15 protein-coding genes are annotated in these 14,793 nt (G+C 60.1%); 1 reads left to right on the forward strand and 14 read right to left on the reverse strand.

Annotated features, from left to right (window positions below; genetic code table 11):
• Positions 1-178 precede the first annotated feature (178 nt).
• Positions 179-1,630, forward strand: coding sequence for a DEAD/DEAH box helicase (locus tag BUA42_RS07605; RefSeq protein WP_072777098.1), 1,452 nt, complete (start codon positions 179-181; stop codon positions 1,628-1,630).
• Between the two features lie 96 nt (positions 1,631-1,726).
• On the opposite strand, the gene gph is transcribed toward BUA42_RS07605, so the two are convergent.
• The 14 genes from gph to BUA42_RS07675 all read right to left on the reverse strand — a co-directional run bounded on the left by gph (position 1,727) and on the right by BUA42_RS07675 (position 14,792).
• Positions 1,727-2,389 (reverse strand): phosphoglycolate phosphatase, encoded by a 663-nt coding sequence (gene gph / locus BUA42_RS07610; protein WP_072777099.1) that lies wholly within the window; start codon positions 2,387-2,389, stop codon positions 1,727-1,729.
• Positions 2,386-4,053: a ribonuclease J gene (locus tag BUA42_RS07615; RefSeq protein WP_072777100.1), complete on the reverse strand. Its 1,668-nt coding sequence runs from the start codon at positions 4,051-4,053 to the stop codon at positions 2,386-2,388. Before BUA42_RS07615 ends, gph begins: the two co-directional genes overlap by 4 nt.
• Positions 4,054-4,056: 3 nt before the next feature.
• Entirely contained in the window at positions 4,057-4,830 is a 774-nt protein-coding gene (locus BUA42_RS07620; RefSeq protein ID WP_072777101.1) for a type III pantothenate kinase, read from the reverse strand.
• Positions 4,831-4,842: 12 nt separating this feature from the next.
• Positions 4,843-5,577, reverse strand: a complete 735-nt coding sequence (locus tag BUA42_RS07625; RefSeq protein WP_072777102.1) for a biotin--[acetyl-CoA-carboxylase] ligase — start codon at positions 5,575-5,577, stop codon at positions 4,843-4,845.
• A gap of 158 nt (positions 5,578-5,735) precedes the next feature.
• Positions 5,736-7,178 carry an NADH-quinone oxidoreductase subunit NuoN gene (nuoN, locus tag BUA42_RS07630; RefSeq protein ID WP_072777103.1) on the reverse strand — a complete coding sequence of 481 codons (1,443 nt, stop codon included), beginning with the start codon at positions 7,176-7,178 and terminating at the stop codon, positions 5,736-5,738.
• A 13-nt stretch (positions 7,179-7,191) separates the two neighbouring features.
• Complete coding sequence (locus tag BUA42_RS07635) at positions 7,192-8,739, reverse strand: NADH-quinone oxidoreductase subunit M (RefSeq protein ID WP_072777104.1); 1,548 nt, start codon at positions 8,737-8,739, stop codon at positions 7,192-7,194.
• The gene (nuoL, locus tag BUA42_RS07640) at positions 8,739-10,811 is read right to left on the reverse strand and encodes an NADH-quinone oxidoreductase subunit L (RefSeq protein WP_072777105.1); all 2,073 of its coding nucleotides are present in this window, start codon (positions 10,809-10,811) and stop codon (positions 8,739-8,741) included. The genes BUA42_RS07635 and nuoL overlap by 1 nt, the downstream gene beginning before the upstream one ends.
• 5 nt (positions 10,812-10,816) lie before the next feature.
• Positions 10,817-11,122, reverse strand: coding sequence for an NADH-quinone oxidoreductase subunit NuoK (gene nuoK / locus BUA42_RS07645; RefSeq protein ID WP_072777106.1), 306 nt, complete (start codon positions 11,120-11,122; stop codon positions 10,817-10,819).
• An 88-nt stretch (positions 11,123-11,210) separates the two neighbouring features.
• The gene (locus tag BUA42_RS07650) at positions 11,211-11,846 is read right to left on the reverse strand and encodes a hypothetical protein (protein ID WP_072777107.1); all 636 of its coding nucleotides are present in this window, start codon (positions 11,844-11,846) and stop codon (positions 11,211-11,213) included.
• A complete protein-coding gene (locus BUA42_RS07655; RefSeq protein ID WP_072777108.1) occupies positions 11,843-12,445 on the reverse strand; it encodes an NADH-quinone oxidoreductase subunit J in 603 nt (200 codons plus the stop codon). Before BUA42_RS07655 ends, BUA42_RS07650 begins: the two co-directional genes overlap by 4 nt.
• On the reverse strand, positions 12,442-12,852 hold the full coding sequence (locus tag BUA42_RS07660; protein WP_072777109.1) for a carboxymuconolactone decarboxylase family protein: 411 nt from the start codon (positions 12,850-12,852) through the stop codon (positions 12,442-12,444). The genes BUA42_RS07655 and BUA42_RS07660 overlap by 4 nt, the downstream gene beginning before the upstream one ends.
• Complete coding sequence (gene nuoI / locus BUA42_RS07665; RefSeq protein WP_072777110.1) at positions 12,849-13,343, reverse strand: NADH-quinone oxidoreductase subunit NuoI; 495 nt, start codon at positions 13,341-13,343, stop codon at positions 12,849-12,851. The genes BUA42_RS07660 and nuoI overlap by 4 nt, the downstream gene beginning before the upstream one ends.
• An 11-nt stretch (positions 13,344-13,354) precedes the next feature.
• Positions 13,355-14,383, reverse strand: coding sequence for an NADH-quinone oxidoreductase subunit NuoH (nuoH, locus tag BUA42_RS07670; protein WP_072777111.1), 1,029 nt, complete (start codon positions 14,381-14,383; stop codon positions 13,355-13,357).
• 7 nt (positions 14,384-14,390) lie between these two features.
• Entirely contained in the window at positions 14,391-14,792 is a 402-nt protein-coding gene (locus tag BUA42_RS07675) for a hypothetical protein (RefSeq protein WP_072777112.1), read from the reverse strand.
• Position 14,793: the final 1 nt, after the last annotated feature.

The following is a 14,793-nucleotide window of genomic DNA, read 5'->3' on the forward strand; positions in this document are numbered from 1 at the left end:
TTGACCACCAAACCGGCGCAAACCTGTCACTTTGAAGCAGCGTGCCGTGCTTGGATTGACGGTGCGTGGCAACAGGGCTACATACCAGCCAGATCAATTCTGTGGTTATCACGGGGCCATCCGGGCCGGATCATAGTCAGACGCACGGGCGCAGTCAGTCCGTGAACAACGGATACACATGACAAAATTTTCTGAGTTGAACCTCAACCCGAAAGTCCTGAAGGCAATCGAAGAAGCGGGATACGACACTCCCACCCCCATTCAGGCAGGCGCCATACCCCCCGCTCTTGAAGGTCGTGATGTGCTTGGCATCGCCCAGACCGGAACAGGGAAAACGGCAAGCTTCACCCTTCCGATGATCACACTGCTGGCACGCGGACGTGCGCGGGCGCGGATGCCGCGGAGCCTTGTGCTTTGCCCAACGCGCGAATTGGCGGCGCAGGTGGCAGAGAACTTCGACACCTACGCCAAACACGTCAAGCTGACCAAGGCGCTGCTTATCGGTGGTGTCAGTTTCAAGGAACAAGACCTGCTCATCGACAAGGGCGTCGACGTTCTGATCGCCACACCGGGTCGCCTTCTTGACCATTTTGAGCGCGGGAAACTGCTGCTCACCGGTGTGCAGGTGATGGTGGTGGACGAAGCTGACCGGATGCTCGATATGGGGTTCATTCCAGACATCGAACGTATCTTTTCGCTGACACCCTTCACGCGTCAGACGCTTTTCTTCTCGGCCACTATGGCGCCAGAGATCGAACGCCTGACCAACACGTTCCTGTCCGCCCCCGCGCGGATCGAGGTTGCCCGCCAGGCGACCGCGTCAGAGACGATCGAACAGGGCGTTGTCATGTTCAAGGCCAGCCGCCGCGACCGTGAAGGTACGGAAAAACGCAAGCTGCTCCGCAAGCTCATCGAAGATGAGGGCGAGGCGTGCTCGAACGCGATCATCTTCTGCAACCGCAAGACGGATGTGGATATCGTCGCCAAGTCGCTCAAGAAATATGGGTTCGATGCGGCCCCGATCCATGGGGACCTCGACCAATCACACCGCACCAGAACCCTCGACGGCTTTCGCGATGGTGATCTGCGCTTCCTCGTGGCCTCTGACGTTGCCGCACGCGGCCTGGATGTGCCGGCGGTGAGCCACGTTTTCAACTTCGACGTGCCCAGCCACGCCGAGGATTACGTTCACCGTATTGGTCGGACCGGACGTGCCGGACGCGCAGGCAAGGCGATGATGATCTGCGGACCGAAGGACGAAAAGAATTTCGATGCGATCGAGAAGCTGATCCAGAAGGAAATTCCCCGCATCGAAAACCCGCTTCAAGAGGCTGAACCCGAGAAGGAAGAGGCCCGGTCAAGCGAGCAGAAAGACACCAAACCGCGCCGGTCGCGCGGCGGTCGTGGCCGCGCAAAGCAGGCTGACCCGCAACCGACCGAAACGGTCGACGTCCAAGTTCAGGCAGCTCCGGAAGACACCAAATCGGAAAAACCAGCGCAGTCAGAAAAATCCCGCGGCCCCCGCAATCGGCGCGGTGATCGCTCCGGACGGGACAACAATGTGGTGGGCATGGGCGACCATTTGCCGTCCTTCATCGCCAAGAGTTTCGACGAGCGTCGCGCGGGCTAAGCCGTAGCGGAGATGGATGCGGGTCGCGCTGCTGGCAACTTGCCGACGGGCAAGTTGCGGCGCCACCCGGTCAAATGCCAGCTGAGGCCTGTTGACCTAGTGCGGATAGGACGCGAAGAGCGCATTAACACTTTCCGGCAACGTTCTGAAATCATGAAACAGTTTGTCATGCGGGATTTCGTCTAAGGACACAGTGCGAATTCCCTCGCTGAACAGCAGAAACGGCACCCGTGCACGCTGCGCGGTTTCGGCATCCACCGGGCTGTCGCCAACGTAAACCGCTTCTGTCGCGCCAAGCTTTTCGAAGGCCAGCTTCAAAGGGGCCGGGTCCGGCTTCGGGACCGACAACGTGTCACCCGCAACTGCCACTTCGAAATACTCGGCTAAGTCCAACGCCGCCAAGACCGCTTTCATCGGAGCCGTCGGTTTATTGGTGCATAGCCCCAGAACACACCCCTGATCGCGCAACGCATCCAGTGCTTCGCGCACGTGCGGGAACACCTCGGTATGGTCGGTGGCTTGCACGTATAGCGCCATGAACCGCTGCAAGAGCGTGTCGTACTCTGATGCCTTCAGAGCTGTCGCCGCGATCAGCCTGTTCATAAACACGCGCACACCGAAACCCACGAAACCCGCCACCTGAGACCGGTCCAACGGTGGCAAACCGTGTTCGGCCAGCAAGGTATTGGCCGAAACCGTCATGTCCGGCAGGCTGTCGATCAGCGTGCCATCCAGATCGAAGACAACTGCGCGTGTCATGCGAGCCGCGAGATGATCACGGATACTTCGGGTTTCTTGCCGATTTCATTCTGCGTGGTCTGACGTGCCACACGGCGCAGCCCCTCTTCGAGCTTGTCGTCATCCGTGATGGTTTTTGCCCCTGCCCGCCCAATGAATTGCGACAGGTCTTCTTCCAGCGCATCCACCAAAGACGCGTTGCTGCGCCCCATCTCGGGTAGGCCCATGACTTCGCACCACGGCTCACCCAGAAGCTCATCGTCTTCGTCAAGGATCACCGTCACGATCACATGCCCGTTCAGCGCCATCCGAATGCGATCCCGCACAACGCCGTCCAGCGCGCCGATCTTGGTCGTACCGTCAAGATAGGTCCGCCCGGTTTCCACATATTCGGCAACCGTGGGTTCGTTTCCGCTGAGGTCAATCATCATGCCATTGACCGCCAAAACGCCGGTGCGCCCGGCCATGCCAGCAAGCTTCACATGCTCGCGCAAATGCCGATGCTCGCCGTGCATCGGAAGGACGACCTGAGGGTTCAGTAGGCGGTGCATTTCCTGGATATCCGGCCGGTTGGCGTGGCCCGAGACGTGGTAATGCCCCGAACTGTCATCCACCACATCCACGCCCTGTTCGGAAAACTGGTTCATGATCCGAATGACGCCACGCTCATTGCCAGGAATGGTTTTCGAAGAAAACAAGAACGTGTCGCCTTCTTTCATCGTGATCCCATTATACTTGCCGCGCGCCAACTGAGCAGAGGCGGCGCGCCGTTCACCCTGGCTGCCGGTCACGATAAGCATCAGGTTCTCGCGCGGGATCTGCGTCGCCTCTTCAGGGCTGACAACCGTCGGGAAACTATCAAGCACGCCGGTCTTGATTGACGCTTCGATCATCCGACGCATGGCACGCCCCAAGAGGCAGATCGACCGCCCGGCCCGATCCGCCGCTTCGGCCAGCGTCTTCACCCGCGCGACGTTGGATGCAAAGGTGGTCGCAACGACCATGCCGCTGGCGTCGCGGACCAGCTTTTCGATCTCGGGACCGACACTGGCCTCCGACCGCCCGGCATGTTCGGAAAAGACATTGGTGGAATCACAGACAAGCGCCTTCACACCCGGCTTTGCCACCTCTTCCCACAGGTCCCGGTCAAACGGTTCCCCCACCACCGGGGTTACATCGATCTTGAAGTCGCCCGAATGCACCACGCGCCCCTGCGGCGTGTCGATCACCAGACCTGAGCTTTCCGGGATAGAATGCGAAATTGGCACGAAACCAACCTTGAACGGACCCACCTCAACGGTCTCGGGCCATGCCGAGACGGTGCGCACGCTTTCGGGCGAATACCCGTGGTCATCCATCTTGAGCCGCGCGATATGCGCCGTAAACGCCCGCGCGTAGATCGGCGCGCCAAGTTCTTCGTAAAGGTAGCCGACCGCGCCCACGTGATCCTCATGCGCGTGTGTGATGAAGATTGCTTCGAGACGGTCCCGCCGCTCTTTCAGCCAGGTGATGTCCGGCAGAATCAGATCAACACCGGGTGAGCCGTCCATGTCCGGAAAGGTGACGCCCAGATCGACAAGGATCAGTCGTTCCTCATCCGGTTTGCCATAGCCATAGACATAGGCGTTCATGCCAATTTCACCGGCCCCGCCAAGGGGCAGGTAGATAATCCGTTCACCGCTCATGATTTACCCGTGTTCTTTGTTATAATTGTGGATGACCGTCAGGCCATGCATGGTGAGGTCGTTCTCAAGCTCATCAAATAAGTCTTCGGTCTCGGCAAACAATGCAGCAAGGCCGCCCGTGCCGATGATTTTCATGTCCTGACCCCGTTCCGCCTTGATCCGCGCGCAACACTCTTTGACCAGGCCAACATAGCCCCAGAACACGCCCGACTGCATACACGCCACCGTGTTGGTACCGACAACGCGCTGGGGCTTGGAGATATCGACATGCGGAAGCGCCGCGGCGGCCATATGCAATGCCTCAAGGCTCAGATTGACGCCCGGCGCGATCAGGCCGCCGACATAGGCACCGTCGTGATCCACGACGTCAAACGTTGTCGCGGTGCCGAAATCCACGACGATCAGATTGCCGCCGTGCCGGTCATAGGCGCCTGCCGTGTTCACCAGCCGGTCGGGGCCGACAATGGTGCCCTCATCGACGCGGGGCGGATGTGGTAACAGGCATTCGGGTTTGCCCACGACCAGCGGCCGCAGACCGAAGAACCGATCCGAGAAAACACGCAGGTTGAAGACGACGCGGGGGACCGTGGACGAGATGATGACGTCGGTGATGTCGAGCTCGATCCCGTAATGCTTGATGAGCGTCGAGAACCACGTGAAGTAGGCATCCGCCGTGCGCCCGTGATGGGTCGACGTGCGCAATGTGCAGAGAAACTCCTGACCGTCCCAGATCGAGAAGACGGTATTGGTGTTGCCGCAATCAATGGTCAGAAGCATGTCCCTGCCCCGTCAGAAAAAGATATCCGCTGCCGCGATCGCCTCGCGGCCTTGGGCGGTGGTCAATACGATCCGGCCCTGCGCGTCAATGGTGTCAAACCGGCCCTGGACCTCACGGGTGCCCATGCGGGCCGTCACGGTCTCTCCCATACGCGCGGCCCGCGCCAACCAGGCCTCGCGTATGGGCGCGAAACCGAGCGTAACGAAACTCCGCTCGTGTTCGGCGTACCGCGCGGCGAGATGGTCAAGAAACACGTCCGGTCCGACCTCAACGCCCAGCACGGACAGAACCGAGACCGGTGGCACCGCGCTCGCCTCGACCTCCGAAGCCATCGGGGCCTGCACAAGATTGACGCCGATCCCGATCAACAGGTGATCTGGAAGGCTGTCCAGCAGGATGCCCGCGACCTTGCCGCCGGCCAGAAGTACATCGTTCGGCCATTTCAGCGACAGACCATCCACCCGGCCCGACACCGCAACCAGCGCATCGAAAAGCGCGAGGGCCGCGACGAAGCTGCGCAACGCGCGCATTTCGGGCGGCTCGGACGTGGGCAGCACAAGCGTGGCGGCGAAATTTCCCTCGGGATTCACCCAATCCCGGCCACGCCGCCCACGCGCGGCCGACTGGCGCAACGCGCAAATCCATGTCGGCCCGGCCAATTCCGTTGCCTGACGCGCCGCCTCGGTCATTGTGCTGTCCACCCGGGCCAGCACCTGCCGGTCATATCCCGCGGGCCAGTCAGACACGGCGCACCCCGCATGCTTCTCCGGTTCCGAAATATCTCGGGGGAGTCCGCCACCGGCGGACGGGGGCAGAGCCCCCTAGGCGCGATCCGCGTAGCGGGTCGCAAAAACCGTAGCGACGCGCCCTTGGCGCGTCACGATATTGCCGCGTCCGGACCGGTTTATTCGACAAGGGTCGCCGCGGCGGCGGCGGCCACGCTTTCGATGCCGAAAAGGTTCACCACCCCGGCGACCATGATGATCGCGCTTGCCATCAGCATCCCGTAGAGAATCGGTGACCGGCCTTTGTCCAAAGCATCGTCCCGCTCTTCACCGAAATACATGTAGAAGACGATCCGCAGATAGTAGAACGCCCCGATCACAGATGCGATGACACCCGCAATCGCCAACCACGCCAGGCCAGCCTCGTAGGCTGCGCGGAGCACGTACAGCTTGCCGAAGAAGCCGACGAGTGGTGGCACGCCCGCAAGCGAGAAGAGAAGCACCAGCATCGCCAGAGCCTTGCCCGGCTCGCGTTTGGAATACATATTGAGGGACCCGATATTGGACACCGGCTGGCCGTCACGGCTCATCGACAGAATGAAGGCGAAGGTGCCGACATTCATGGTCACGTAGATCGCCATGTAGATCAGCATCGCCTGCACTCCGAAGGCCGTGCCAGCCGCCAACCCCATGAGCGCGTAACCCATATGTGCGATCGAAGAGAACGCCATCAGGCGCTTGATATCGCGCTGACCGATGGCGGCGATGGCGCCAAGGAACATCGACAGCACCGACAAAAGCGCGATGACCTGGCTCCAGTCGCGCACCGCATCACCGAAGGCGTCATGCAGGACCCGAGCGAAAAGCGCCATGGCGGCGACCTTGGGCGCGGTGGCGAAGAAGGCCGTGACCGGTGTTGGCGAGCCTTCGTAGACGTCTGGCGTCCACATGTGGAACGGCACGGCAGAGACCTTGAAGGCAAGGCCCGAGATCAGGAAGACAAGCCCGAAGAGCAGCCCAAGCGACACCTGGCCCTCGCTCGCGGTCTGGATGATGCCCGAAAACAGCGTGGTGCCAGAATAGCCATAGACCAGCGACGCCCCGTAAAGCAGCAATCCCGACGACAGCGCGCCGAGGACGAAATACTTCAGACCCGCCTCGGTGGATTTCAGGCTGTCCCGGCGCAGGGCGGCAACCACGTAAAGCGAGAGCGACTGCAGTTCCACCCCCATGTAGAGCGCCATAAGGTCGCCCGCCGACACCATCATCATCATGCCGACCACGGCAAGCGCGATCAGCAGAGGATACTCGAACTTCAAGAGACCCCGGCGCGCCATGTATCCTTCGCTCATCAGAAGGACAGCGGCGGCAGAGACGAGGATCACCACCTTCGAGAACCGTGCGAAGCCGTCATCTACGAACATGCCGTTGAAGGCCACATTGGTGCCCGCACCGTTCAGCCCGATCCAGACCGCAACAGCAAGGAAAAGCGCCGAGGTGATCCAGACCAGCATGGAGGCCGCGCCGTCCTTGATGGTGTAGACCGCGCCGATCAGGGCGAGCATGGCGTACACGGCCAGAATGATTTCCGGCAGAATGACGGTCAGATCAGAGCCTAGCATCGCTCAGACCTCCTTAATGGCTCGCCGCGACTTGGATCAGGCGCGATGGCGCCTCGGCAAGTGCGGTCTGATAGTTGGAAACAAGCGCCTCGACCGACGGTCCGATCGTGTCGAGGATCGGGGCGGGATAGACGCCAAAGAGGATCGTTGCAATCACGAGCGGCGCAAAGATCGCGCGCTCGCGGCGGGACATATCGGTGATGGTCTTGAGGCTTTCCTTAATCAGATCGCCCATGACCACCCGGCGGTAGAGCCACAAAGCATAGGCCGCCGACAGGATGACACCCGAAGTGGCAATCAGCGCGACCCAGGTGTTCACCTGGAAGATGCCCACAAGTGTCAGGAATTCACCGATGAAGCCGGATGTGCCCGGAAGGCCGACATTGGCCATGGTGAACAGCATGAAGATCAGAGCGTAGGCCGGCATCCGGTTCACGAGGCCGCCATAGGCGTCGATCTCGCGCGTGTGCATCCGGTCATAGATCACGCCGACGCAGAGGAAGAGCGCGCCCGAGATGAAGCCGTGGCTGATCATCTGGAAGATTGCACCGTCGATGCCCTGCTGGTTGCCCGCGAAAATGCCCATCGTGACGTAGCCCATATGGGCGACGGACGAATATGCGATGAGCTTTTTCATGTCCTCCTGCACCAGCGCCACAAGCGAGGTGTAGACGATGGCGATCACCGACATCCACAGCACCAAGGGCGTCAGTACGTCCGCTCCGACCGGGAACATCGGAAGGCTGAAGCGCAGGAATCCGTAGCCGCCCATCTTCAAAAGGATCGCGGCCAGAACCACCGATCCGGCGGTCGGGGCCTGCACGTGCGCGTCGGGCAGCCATGTGTGGACCGGCCACATCGGCATCTTGACGGCAAAGCTGGCGAAGAACGCCAGGAATAAGAGCGTCTGCAAGCCGCCGACAATCTGCACACCCAGAATGCTGAACGTCTCGGACCCGAACTGGTGCAGCATCAGCTGTTCAATGTCGGTCGTGCCTGCATCCGCGAACATGCCCACCATTGCCACCAGCATCAGCACCGAGCCAAGGAAGGTGTAGAGGAAGAACTTGAAGCTCGCATAAATGCGATTCGCGCCACCCCAGATGCCGATGATCAGGAACATCGGAATGAGGCCCGCCTCGAAGAAGAGGTAGAAGAGCACGAGATCCAGCGCCATGAAGACGCCGAGCATGAGCGTTTCCAGTAACAGAAAGGCGACCATGTATTCCTTGACGCGGTGGGTGACCTCCCACGACGCTGCGATGACCAGCGGCATCATAAACGTAGTCAGCATCACGAACAGCACCGAGATACCGTCAACGCCCATCTTGTACTGCAGACCCAGCAGCCATTCGCCCTCTTCCACCATCTGGAAGCTGGTGTTCTGAGGATCGAACTGGAACAGGATGAAGAGCGAGATCACAAAGGTCGCGCTCGTGGCGATCAGGGACAGCCACTTGGCGTTGCGGTTCGCCGCCTCGTCATCGCCGCGCAGGAACACCATCAGGATCAATGCCGCCAGCGCCGGCAGGAAGGTGACGATGGAAAGAAGATTATCCATTATTCCACTCCCCCGCTGAGCGTCATCCAAGTGATGAGCGCTGCGATGCCGATCACCATGAAGAACGCATAGGTGAAGATGTAGCCGGACTGCGCCCGACCGGCGAGACGGGTCAGCATCGGGATGAAGCCCATGGCCACGCCGTTGATCGAGCCGTCAATCACGTTTCCATCGCCGCGTTTCCAAAGCAGATTGCCGAGGCTCTTTGCGGGCTGGACGAACAGAAAGTCATAGATCTCGTCGAAGTACCATTTGTTCAGCAGGAACTGGTACAGCGGGCGCTGGTTCTCGGCCAGACGCTTGGGGATCGACGGATCGCGGATGTAGAACACATAAGCTGTGCCAAGGCCGATCAGCATCGCGATGAACGGGCTGAGCTTGACCCAGGTCGGCACGTAATGCGCTTCGTGCAGGATGGTGTTTTCCGGTGCGATATAGATCGCGGCCTCACCCGGCGCGCTTTCCATTACGTAGTGCAACTCGGACGCCTTCGGGCTGCGCTCTGCGACCTGTTCAACCAGCTCCGCGGTCGGTTCGCCATACGCGCCGCCGAAGAACTTCACCACTTCGTTGGTCTTGCCGAAGAAGCTGCTGTACCAGATCGCGCCCGCGAAGATCGACCCGATGGCGAGAACGCCCAGCGGGATCAGCATGACTTTCGGGCTTTCATGCGCGTGCTCATGCGTGTGTTTGTCGCCGCGCGGTTTGCCGTAGAAGGTCAGGAACATCAGCCGCCAGCTGTAGAAGCTGGTGAACAGCGCCGCGATGACCAGCATCCAGAAGGCGTAGCCCATGGGGCCAGCGGCATAGGCGGACTCAATGACAGCGTCTTTGGAGGCGAAGCCCGCAAAGCCGATCCAACCTGTCAGCGGGATACCCACGCCGGTGATCGCCAGCGTGCCGATCATCATCGCCCAGAACGTGTAGGGGATCTTCTTTCGCAAACCACCGTAGTTGCGCATATCCTGCTCGTGATGCATCGCGTGGATGACCGAGCCTGCGCCCAAGAACAGCATCGCCTTGAAGAACGCATGCGTGAAGAGGTGGAACATCGCGACCGAGTAGACGCCCACACCGGCCGCCACGAACATGTAGCCAAGCTGCGAGCAGGTCGAATAGGCGATCACGCGCTTGATGTCGTTTTGCACGAGGCCCACAGTGGCTGCAAAGAACGCCGTCGACGCGCCGAGGAAGGTCACAAAGGCCATCGCTTCGGGCGCGAACTCCATCAGCGGAGACATGCGGCAGACGAGGAACACGCCCGCCGTCACCATTGTCGCTGCGTGGATCAGAGCCGACACCGGCGTCGGGCCTTCCATCGCGTCGGGCAGCCATGTGTGCAGGAAAAGCTGCGCCGATTTGCCCATCGCGCCGATGAATAGAAGGAAGGCGATCAGGTTCGCCGCGTTCCATTCGGTCCAGAGGAAGGTCAATTGCGTCTCGGCCAGCGTCGGCGCGGCGGCGAAGATGTCGTCAAAGCGGATGCTGTCCACGAGGAAGAAGAGCGCGAAGATGCCCAATGCGAAGCCGAAATCGCCGACGCGGTTCACGACAAACGCCTTGATCGCGGCAGCGTTGGCCGAGGGTTTGCGGTAGTAGAATCCGATCAGAAGGTAGGAAGCGACGCCCACCCCTTCCCAGCCGAAGAACATCTGGACGAGGTTGTCCGACGTCACGAGCATGAGCATGGCGAAAGTGAAGAACGACAGATAGGCGAAGAAGCGCGGCTTGTAGCTTTCACCCTCTTTCCACTGCGGGTCGTGGTCCATGTAACCGAAGGAATAGAGGTGCACGAGGGCCGACACGGTCGTCACCACGATCAGCATGATCGCCGTCAGACGGTCCAGCCGGATCGCCCATTCGGTGCTCAGCGTGCCGGATTCGATCCAGCGCAGGATGTTGATCGTTTCCGTGACGCCGTCATGGGTCAGGAACACGATCCAGGACAGCACGCAGGCGAAAAACAGAAGACCCGTAGCCACCCACATGGCGGCGGTCTCACCGATGAACTTCCAGCCGAACCCGCAGAGAATGGCACCGACAAGCGGGGAAAACAGGATGAGCGTTTCCATGGTCGTCAGCCCTTCATCACGTTGACGTCTTCAACCGCGATGGAGCCACGGTTGCGGAAGAAGCACACGAGGATCGCGAGACCGATGGCGGCTTCGGCCGCAGCGACTGTCAGCACGAAGAGCGTGAACACCTGCCCCACCAGATCGCCGAGAAAGCTGGAGAACGCGACAAGGTTGATGTTCACCGCAAGCAGCATCAGTTCGATGCTCATCAAGAGGATGATCACGTTCTTGCGGTTCAGGAACAGCCCGAAAATCCCGATCACGAACAGCACCGCTGCCACTGTCAGATAATGCTCTAGTCCTATCATCACGTCCCTCCGGGGTGTGCCCCGTCGTTTTCTCGTTCAGCTCGCGTCCCGGACGCAGTTGTCCAGGACAATTTGTTTTTGTCGCGGGTCAGTGCCCGCTTGACCCGAAACTATCTGGAAAGAAATGCCGACAACCACAAGCGGGGTCGACCCTGTCTGCGGCTCCAACCTTCACTTCAAAGGAAGCAGGAAACTCGATCACATCTACTCCGATGCCCAAGCTCATCGCATCTTGGGCAAGTTCAGTGATTGAACGGTCAGAATGAATATCCAAAGCACCCTTTGGAACGATCAAATCCCCGATAAGTTTCGGGAAAATGCCACTGTCCAGATCCGTGCTATCGTGTTCATTATTCCGAAGTCGGACTGCCTGACCGGACTCGCAATCAGAGACAAGCAGATGCGACTCGGGAGTGCATCCCTCAGCAATAAGCACTGTCTGAGCCAGCAAACCATTCGCAAGCTTCGTCACAGGAGAGCCAAAGACTGAATCGAGCGCGCCACCAAAAGCAAAACTACACTGCTTGCCATAAGCCATTGGAAACAGTCCTACCTCGTCTTCGTCATCAAAAAGCCTCGAGGCCACATCATCCGTGTGCAAATCAGAGTCAGCTGTCATGATCTCGACGACTAAGGGGCTCCATGTGCACGCGATAGCCTCATCGCTTAACATAACAGTAACCGCCGAAGCGGCAGCAATTGATATGATCGCAGCTTTGATCAAAGGCCCTGCCCCGGCTTCACGTCTTTCAGTTCCATCGCCTTTGCCGGATCGCGATACATCTGCGCGAGGACGTTCTGGCGCTTGACGTCAGAGCGGTGTCGCAGGGTCAGCACGATGGCTCCGATCATCGCGACCAGCAGGATCAGGCCCGCGAGTTGGAACAACAGGAAATACTGGTCGTAGAGGATCAGGCCCAGGGCCTCCGTGTTGTGGCGATCCACCGGTGTCACCTGCGCCCGCAATCCTTCGGCGGCGGCGTTCGATTCCCATGCACCGAAGGCCAGCGCGAATTGCATCAGGATCACCACGCCGATCAGCAAGGCAAGCGGCACGTAGCGCGCCATTTCCGCTTTCAGTTCGGCGAAATCCACGTCGAGCATCATAACGACGAAGAGGAACAAAACGGCGACGGCGCCCACGTAAACGATCACCAGAAGCATCGCCACGAATTCCGCCCCCAGAAGCACGAAGAGGCCAGCGGAGGACAGGAACGCAAGGATCAACCAGAGCACGGAATGCACCGGGTTGCGGCTGATGACAGTGAACAGTCCACCTGCGATCGTGCTCAGGGCGAATAGGTAAAAGGCAAAGACACTCACGCGTCGCCCTCCTCTGTATCGTCTTCCATCACCTCGCGCGCCAGTTCCATGGCACGGGTCATGGCGGGAATGCCGGCAAACATCGACATCTGTGCGATGGTCTCGGCGATCTCGTCTTTCGTGGCCCCGGCCTCGGTCGCGTGGCGCACGGTCATCCGGAACGGCGTTTCCGCCTGCGCGCCCTGCATGGTCATTCCGGCCAACGTCAGCAACAGGCGTGTCTTTGCATCCAGTCCATCCTTGCTGATCCCCTTGCCAAACCACATCTCCATGGCGTCCTTCGGCATAGTCGGCCACATCTTCTCGAACCCTTTGGGGTCGAAGGACGTGAGCGCAGGGTTGAAGGCGCGCGCCATCTCCTGCGCCTGCTGCATCATCAGCTCGAAAGGGGTTTTGGTGTCGGTCATCGGTACGGCGCATCCAATTCGAGGTTGCGCGCGATCTCGGCTTCCCAGCGCTCGCCGTTGTCGAGGAGCTTTTGCTTGTCGTAGTAAAGCTCTTCCCGGGTCTCGGTCGAAAACTCGAAGTTCGGACCTTCGACAATCGCGTCCACCGGGCACGCCTCCTGGCAGAAGCCGCAGTAGATGCACTTCGTCATGTCGATGTCGTAGCGCGTGGTGCGGCGGGAGCCGTCATCGCGGGGCTCCGCGTCGATGGTGATCGCCTGCGCGGGGCAGATCGCCTCGCAGAGCTTGCACGCGATGCAGCGCTCTTCGCCATTCGGATAGCGGCGCAGCGCGTGTTCGCCACGGAACCGCGGGGACAAAGGCCCCTTCTCGTGCGGGTAGTTGAGCGTGGCCTTGGGCGCGAAGAAATACTTCAGGCCCAATTTCATGCCCTGCCAGAAGTCCTGCAACAGAAAGTACTTGGCAGCTCGTCCGTAGTCGATATTTGCCATCTTGTCTCTCCTCAGACCCAGCGCGCGAAGGCGCCCCAGAACCATTCGAACTTGGCCGCGAAGGCCACGAAAACCACCCAGACAAGGCTGAACGGCAGGAACACTTTCCAGCCGATCCGCATCAGCTGGTCATACCGGTAGCGAGGGGTGATAGCCTTCACCATCGCGAAGATGAAGAAGAAGAACGCCATCTTGGCCACCATCCAGAGCGCGCCATCGGGCAGACCCGGGATCGGCGATAGCCAGCCGCCGAAGAAAAGCAGGCTCATCAGCGCGCACATCAGGAAGATCGCGATGTATTCGCCCGCCATGAAAAGCAGGAAGGGCGTGGAGGAATACTCCACCTGGTAGCCCGCAACGAGTTCGGATTCCGCTTCGGGCAGGTCGAACGGTGGGCGGTTTGTCTCTGCCAACGCGCTGATAAAGAACAGGAAAACCATCGGAAAATGCGGCAACCAGTACCAGCTGAAGAAGCCGTACGCTCCGTCCTGCGCGTTCACAATGGCGCCGAAGTTCATCGACCCGGTCGAGATGATGATGCCAATGATAATCAGGCCCAGCGACACCTCGTAAGAGATCATCTGCGCCGCCGACCGAAGCGAGCCGAGGAACGGGTATTTCGAGTTAGACGCCCATCCACCCATGATCACGCCATATACTTCGAGCGAGGACACGGCGAAGACGTAGAGGATGGCCACGTTGATGTCCGCGAGCACCCAACCATCGTTGAAGGGGATCACCGCCCAGGCGATCATCGCGAGGACAAAGGACGTCATGGGGGCCAGCATGAACACGGGCTTGTCCGCGCCCGCAGGCACCACGACCTCTTTCACCACGTATTTCAGAGCGTCGGCCACCGTTTGCAAAAGGCCGTAAGCGCCCACGACGTTCGGCCCGCGCCGCATCTGCACAGCGGCCCAGATTTTGCGGTCGCCGTAGACGAGGAAGAGAAGGCTCACCATGACGAAACCCAGTACCGCAAGGCACTGAGCGACGATGATCACGCCGATCCCCAGGGGAGTGGTAAAGAAGTCAGCCATCACGTCCTCAAACCATCGGTATTCCGTTTTCAACGCAGGATGCGACCACGACCTCAGCGTCAATGGTCCGCACACCACGGGGCAGCGCCGGCGAGATGGTGTAAACCGCATCTCCCCGCCAGAGACCACCCTCTTCGTATACATTTGTGCGCAAATGCCGCGCAAAGCCGAAGCCGCGGATCAGCGTGTACTGCGCCGCAGCGCATTCGGCGTAATCCTCAACGTCCGTCGGTCCGCGTGCCCCTCGCATCGCGACGTTGAACTGCACGAGATCGCCATCCAGCAAAGTAGTGGTCACGCCCTCGTATGTGGGCGCAAACGGCGAGTTCGCCGGCTCTGGCGCGTCACATGCCGACAGACTGCCCAGCATGACCAATGCCACCGGAGTTATGCCCGCCGCTTGGCGCATC

Source organism: Marivita hallyeonensis, assembly GCF_900129875.1.
GTDB lineage: Bacteria > Pseudomonadota > Alphaproteobacteria > Rhodobacterales > Rhodobacteraceae > Marivita > Marivita hallyeonensis.

Excerpts from the sequence above, each read along its gene's own strand:
- BUA42_RS07605 (WP_072777098.1), top strand. The coding sequence starts at position 179 with ATGACAAAATTTTCTGAGTTGAACCTCAACCCGAAAGTCCTGAAGGCA.
- gph (WP_072777099.1), bottom strand. The coding sequence starts at position 2,389 with ATGACACGCGCAGTTGTCTTCGATCTGGATGGCACGCTGATCGACAGC.
- BUA42_RS07615 (WP_072777100.1), bottom strand. The coding sequence starts at position 4,053 with ATGAGCGGTGAACGGATTATCTACCTGCCCCTTGGCGGGGCCGGTGAA.
- BUA42_RS07620 (WP_072777101.1), bottom strand. The coding sequence starts at position 4,830 with ATGCTTCTGACCATTGATTGCGGCAACACCAATACCGTCTTCTCGATC.
- nuoN (WP_072777103.1), bottom strand. The coding sequence starts at position 7,178 with ATGCTAGGCTCTGATCTGACCGTCATTCTGCCGGAAATCATTCTGGCC.
- BUA42_RS07635 (WP_072777104.1), bottom strand. The coding sequence starts at position 8,739 with ATGGATAATCTTCTTTCCATCGTCACCTTCCTGCCGGCGCTGGCGGCA.
- nuoL (WP_072777105.1), bottom strand. The coding sequence starts at position 10,811 with ATGGAAACGCTCATCCTGTTTTCCCCGCTTGTCGGTGCCATTCTCTGC.
- nuoK (WP_072777106.1), bottom strand. The coding sequence starts at position 11,122 with ATGATAGGACTAGAGCATTATCTGACAGTGGCAGCGGTGCTGTTCGTG.
- BUA42_RS07660 (WP_072777109.1), bottom strand. The coding sequence starts at position 12,852 with ATGACCGACACCAAAACCCCTTTCGAGCTGATGATGCAGCAGGCGCAG.
- nuoI (WP_072777110.1), bottom strand. The coding sequence starts at position 13,343 with ATGGCAAATATCGACTACGGACGAGCTGCCAAGTACTTTCTGTTGCAG.
- nuoH (WP_072777111.1), bottom strand. The coding sequence starts at position 14,383 with ATGGCTGACTTCTTTACCACTCCCCTGGGGATCGGCGTGATCATCGTC.
- BUA42_RS07675 (WP_072777112.1), bottom strand. The coding sequence starts at position 14,792 with ATGCGCCAAGCGGCGGGCATAACTCCGGTGGCATTGGTCATGCTGGGC.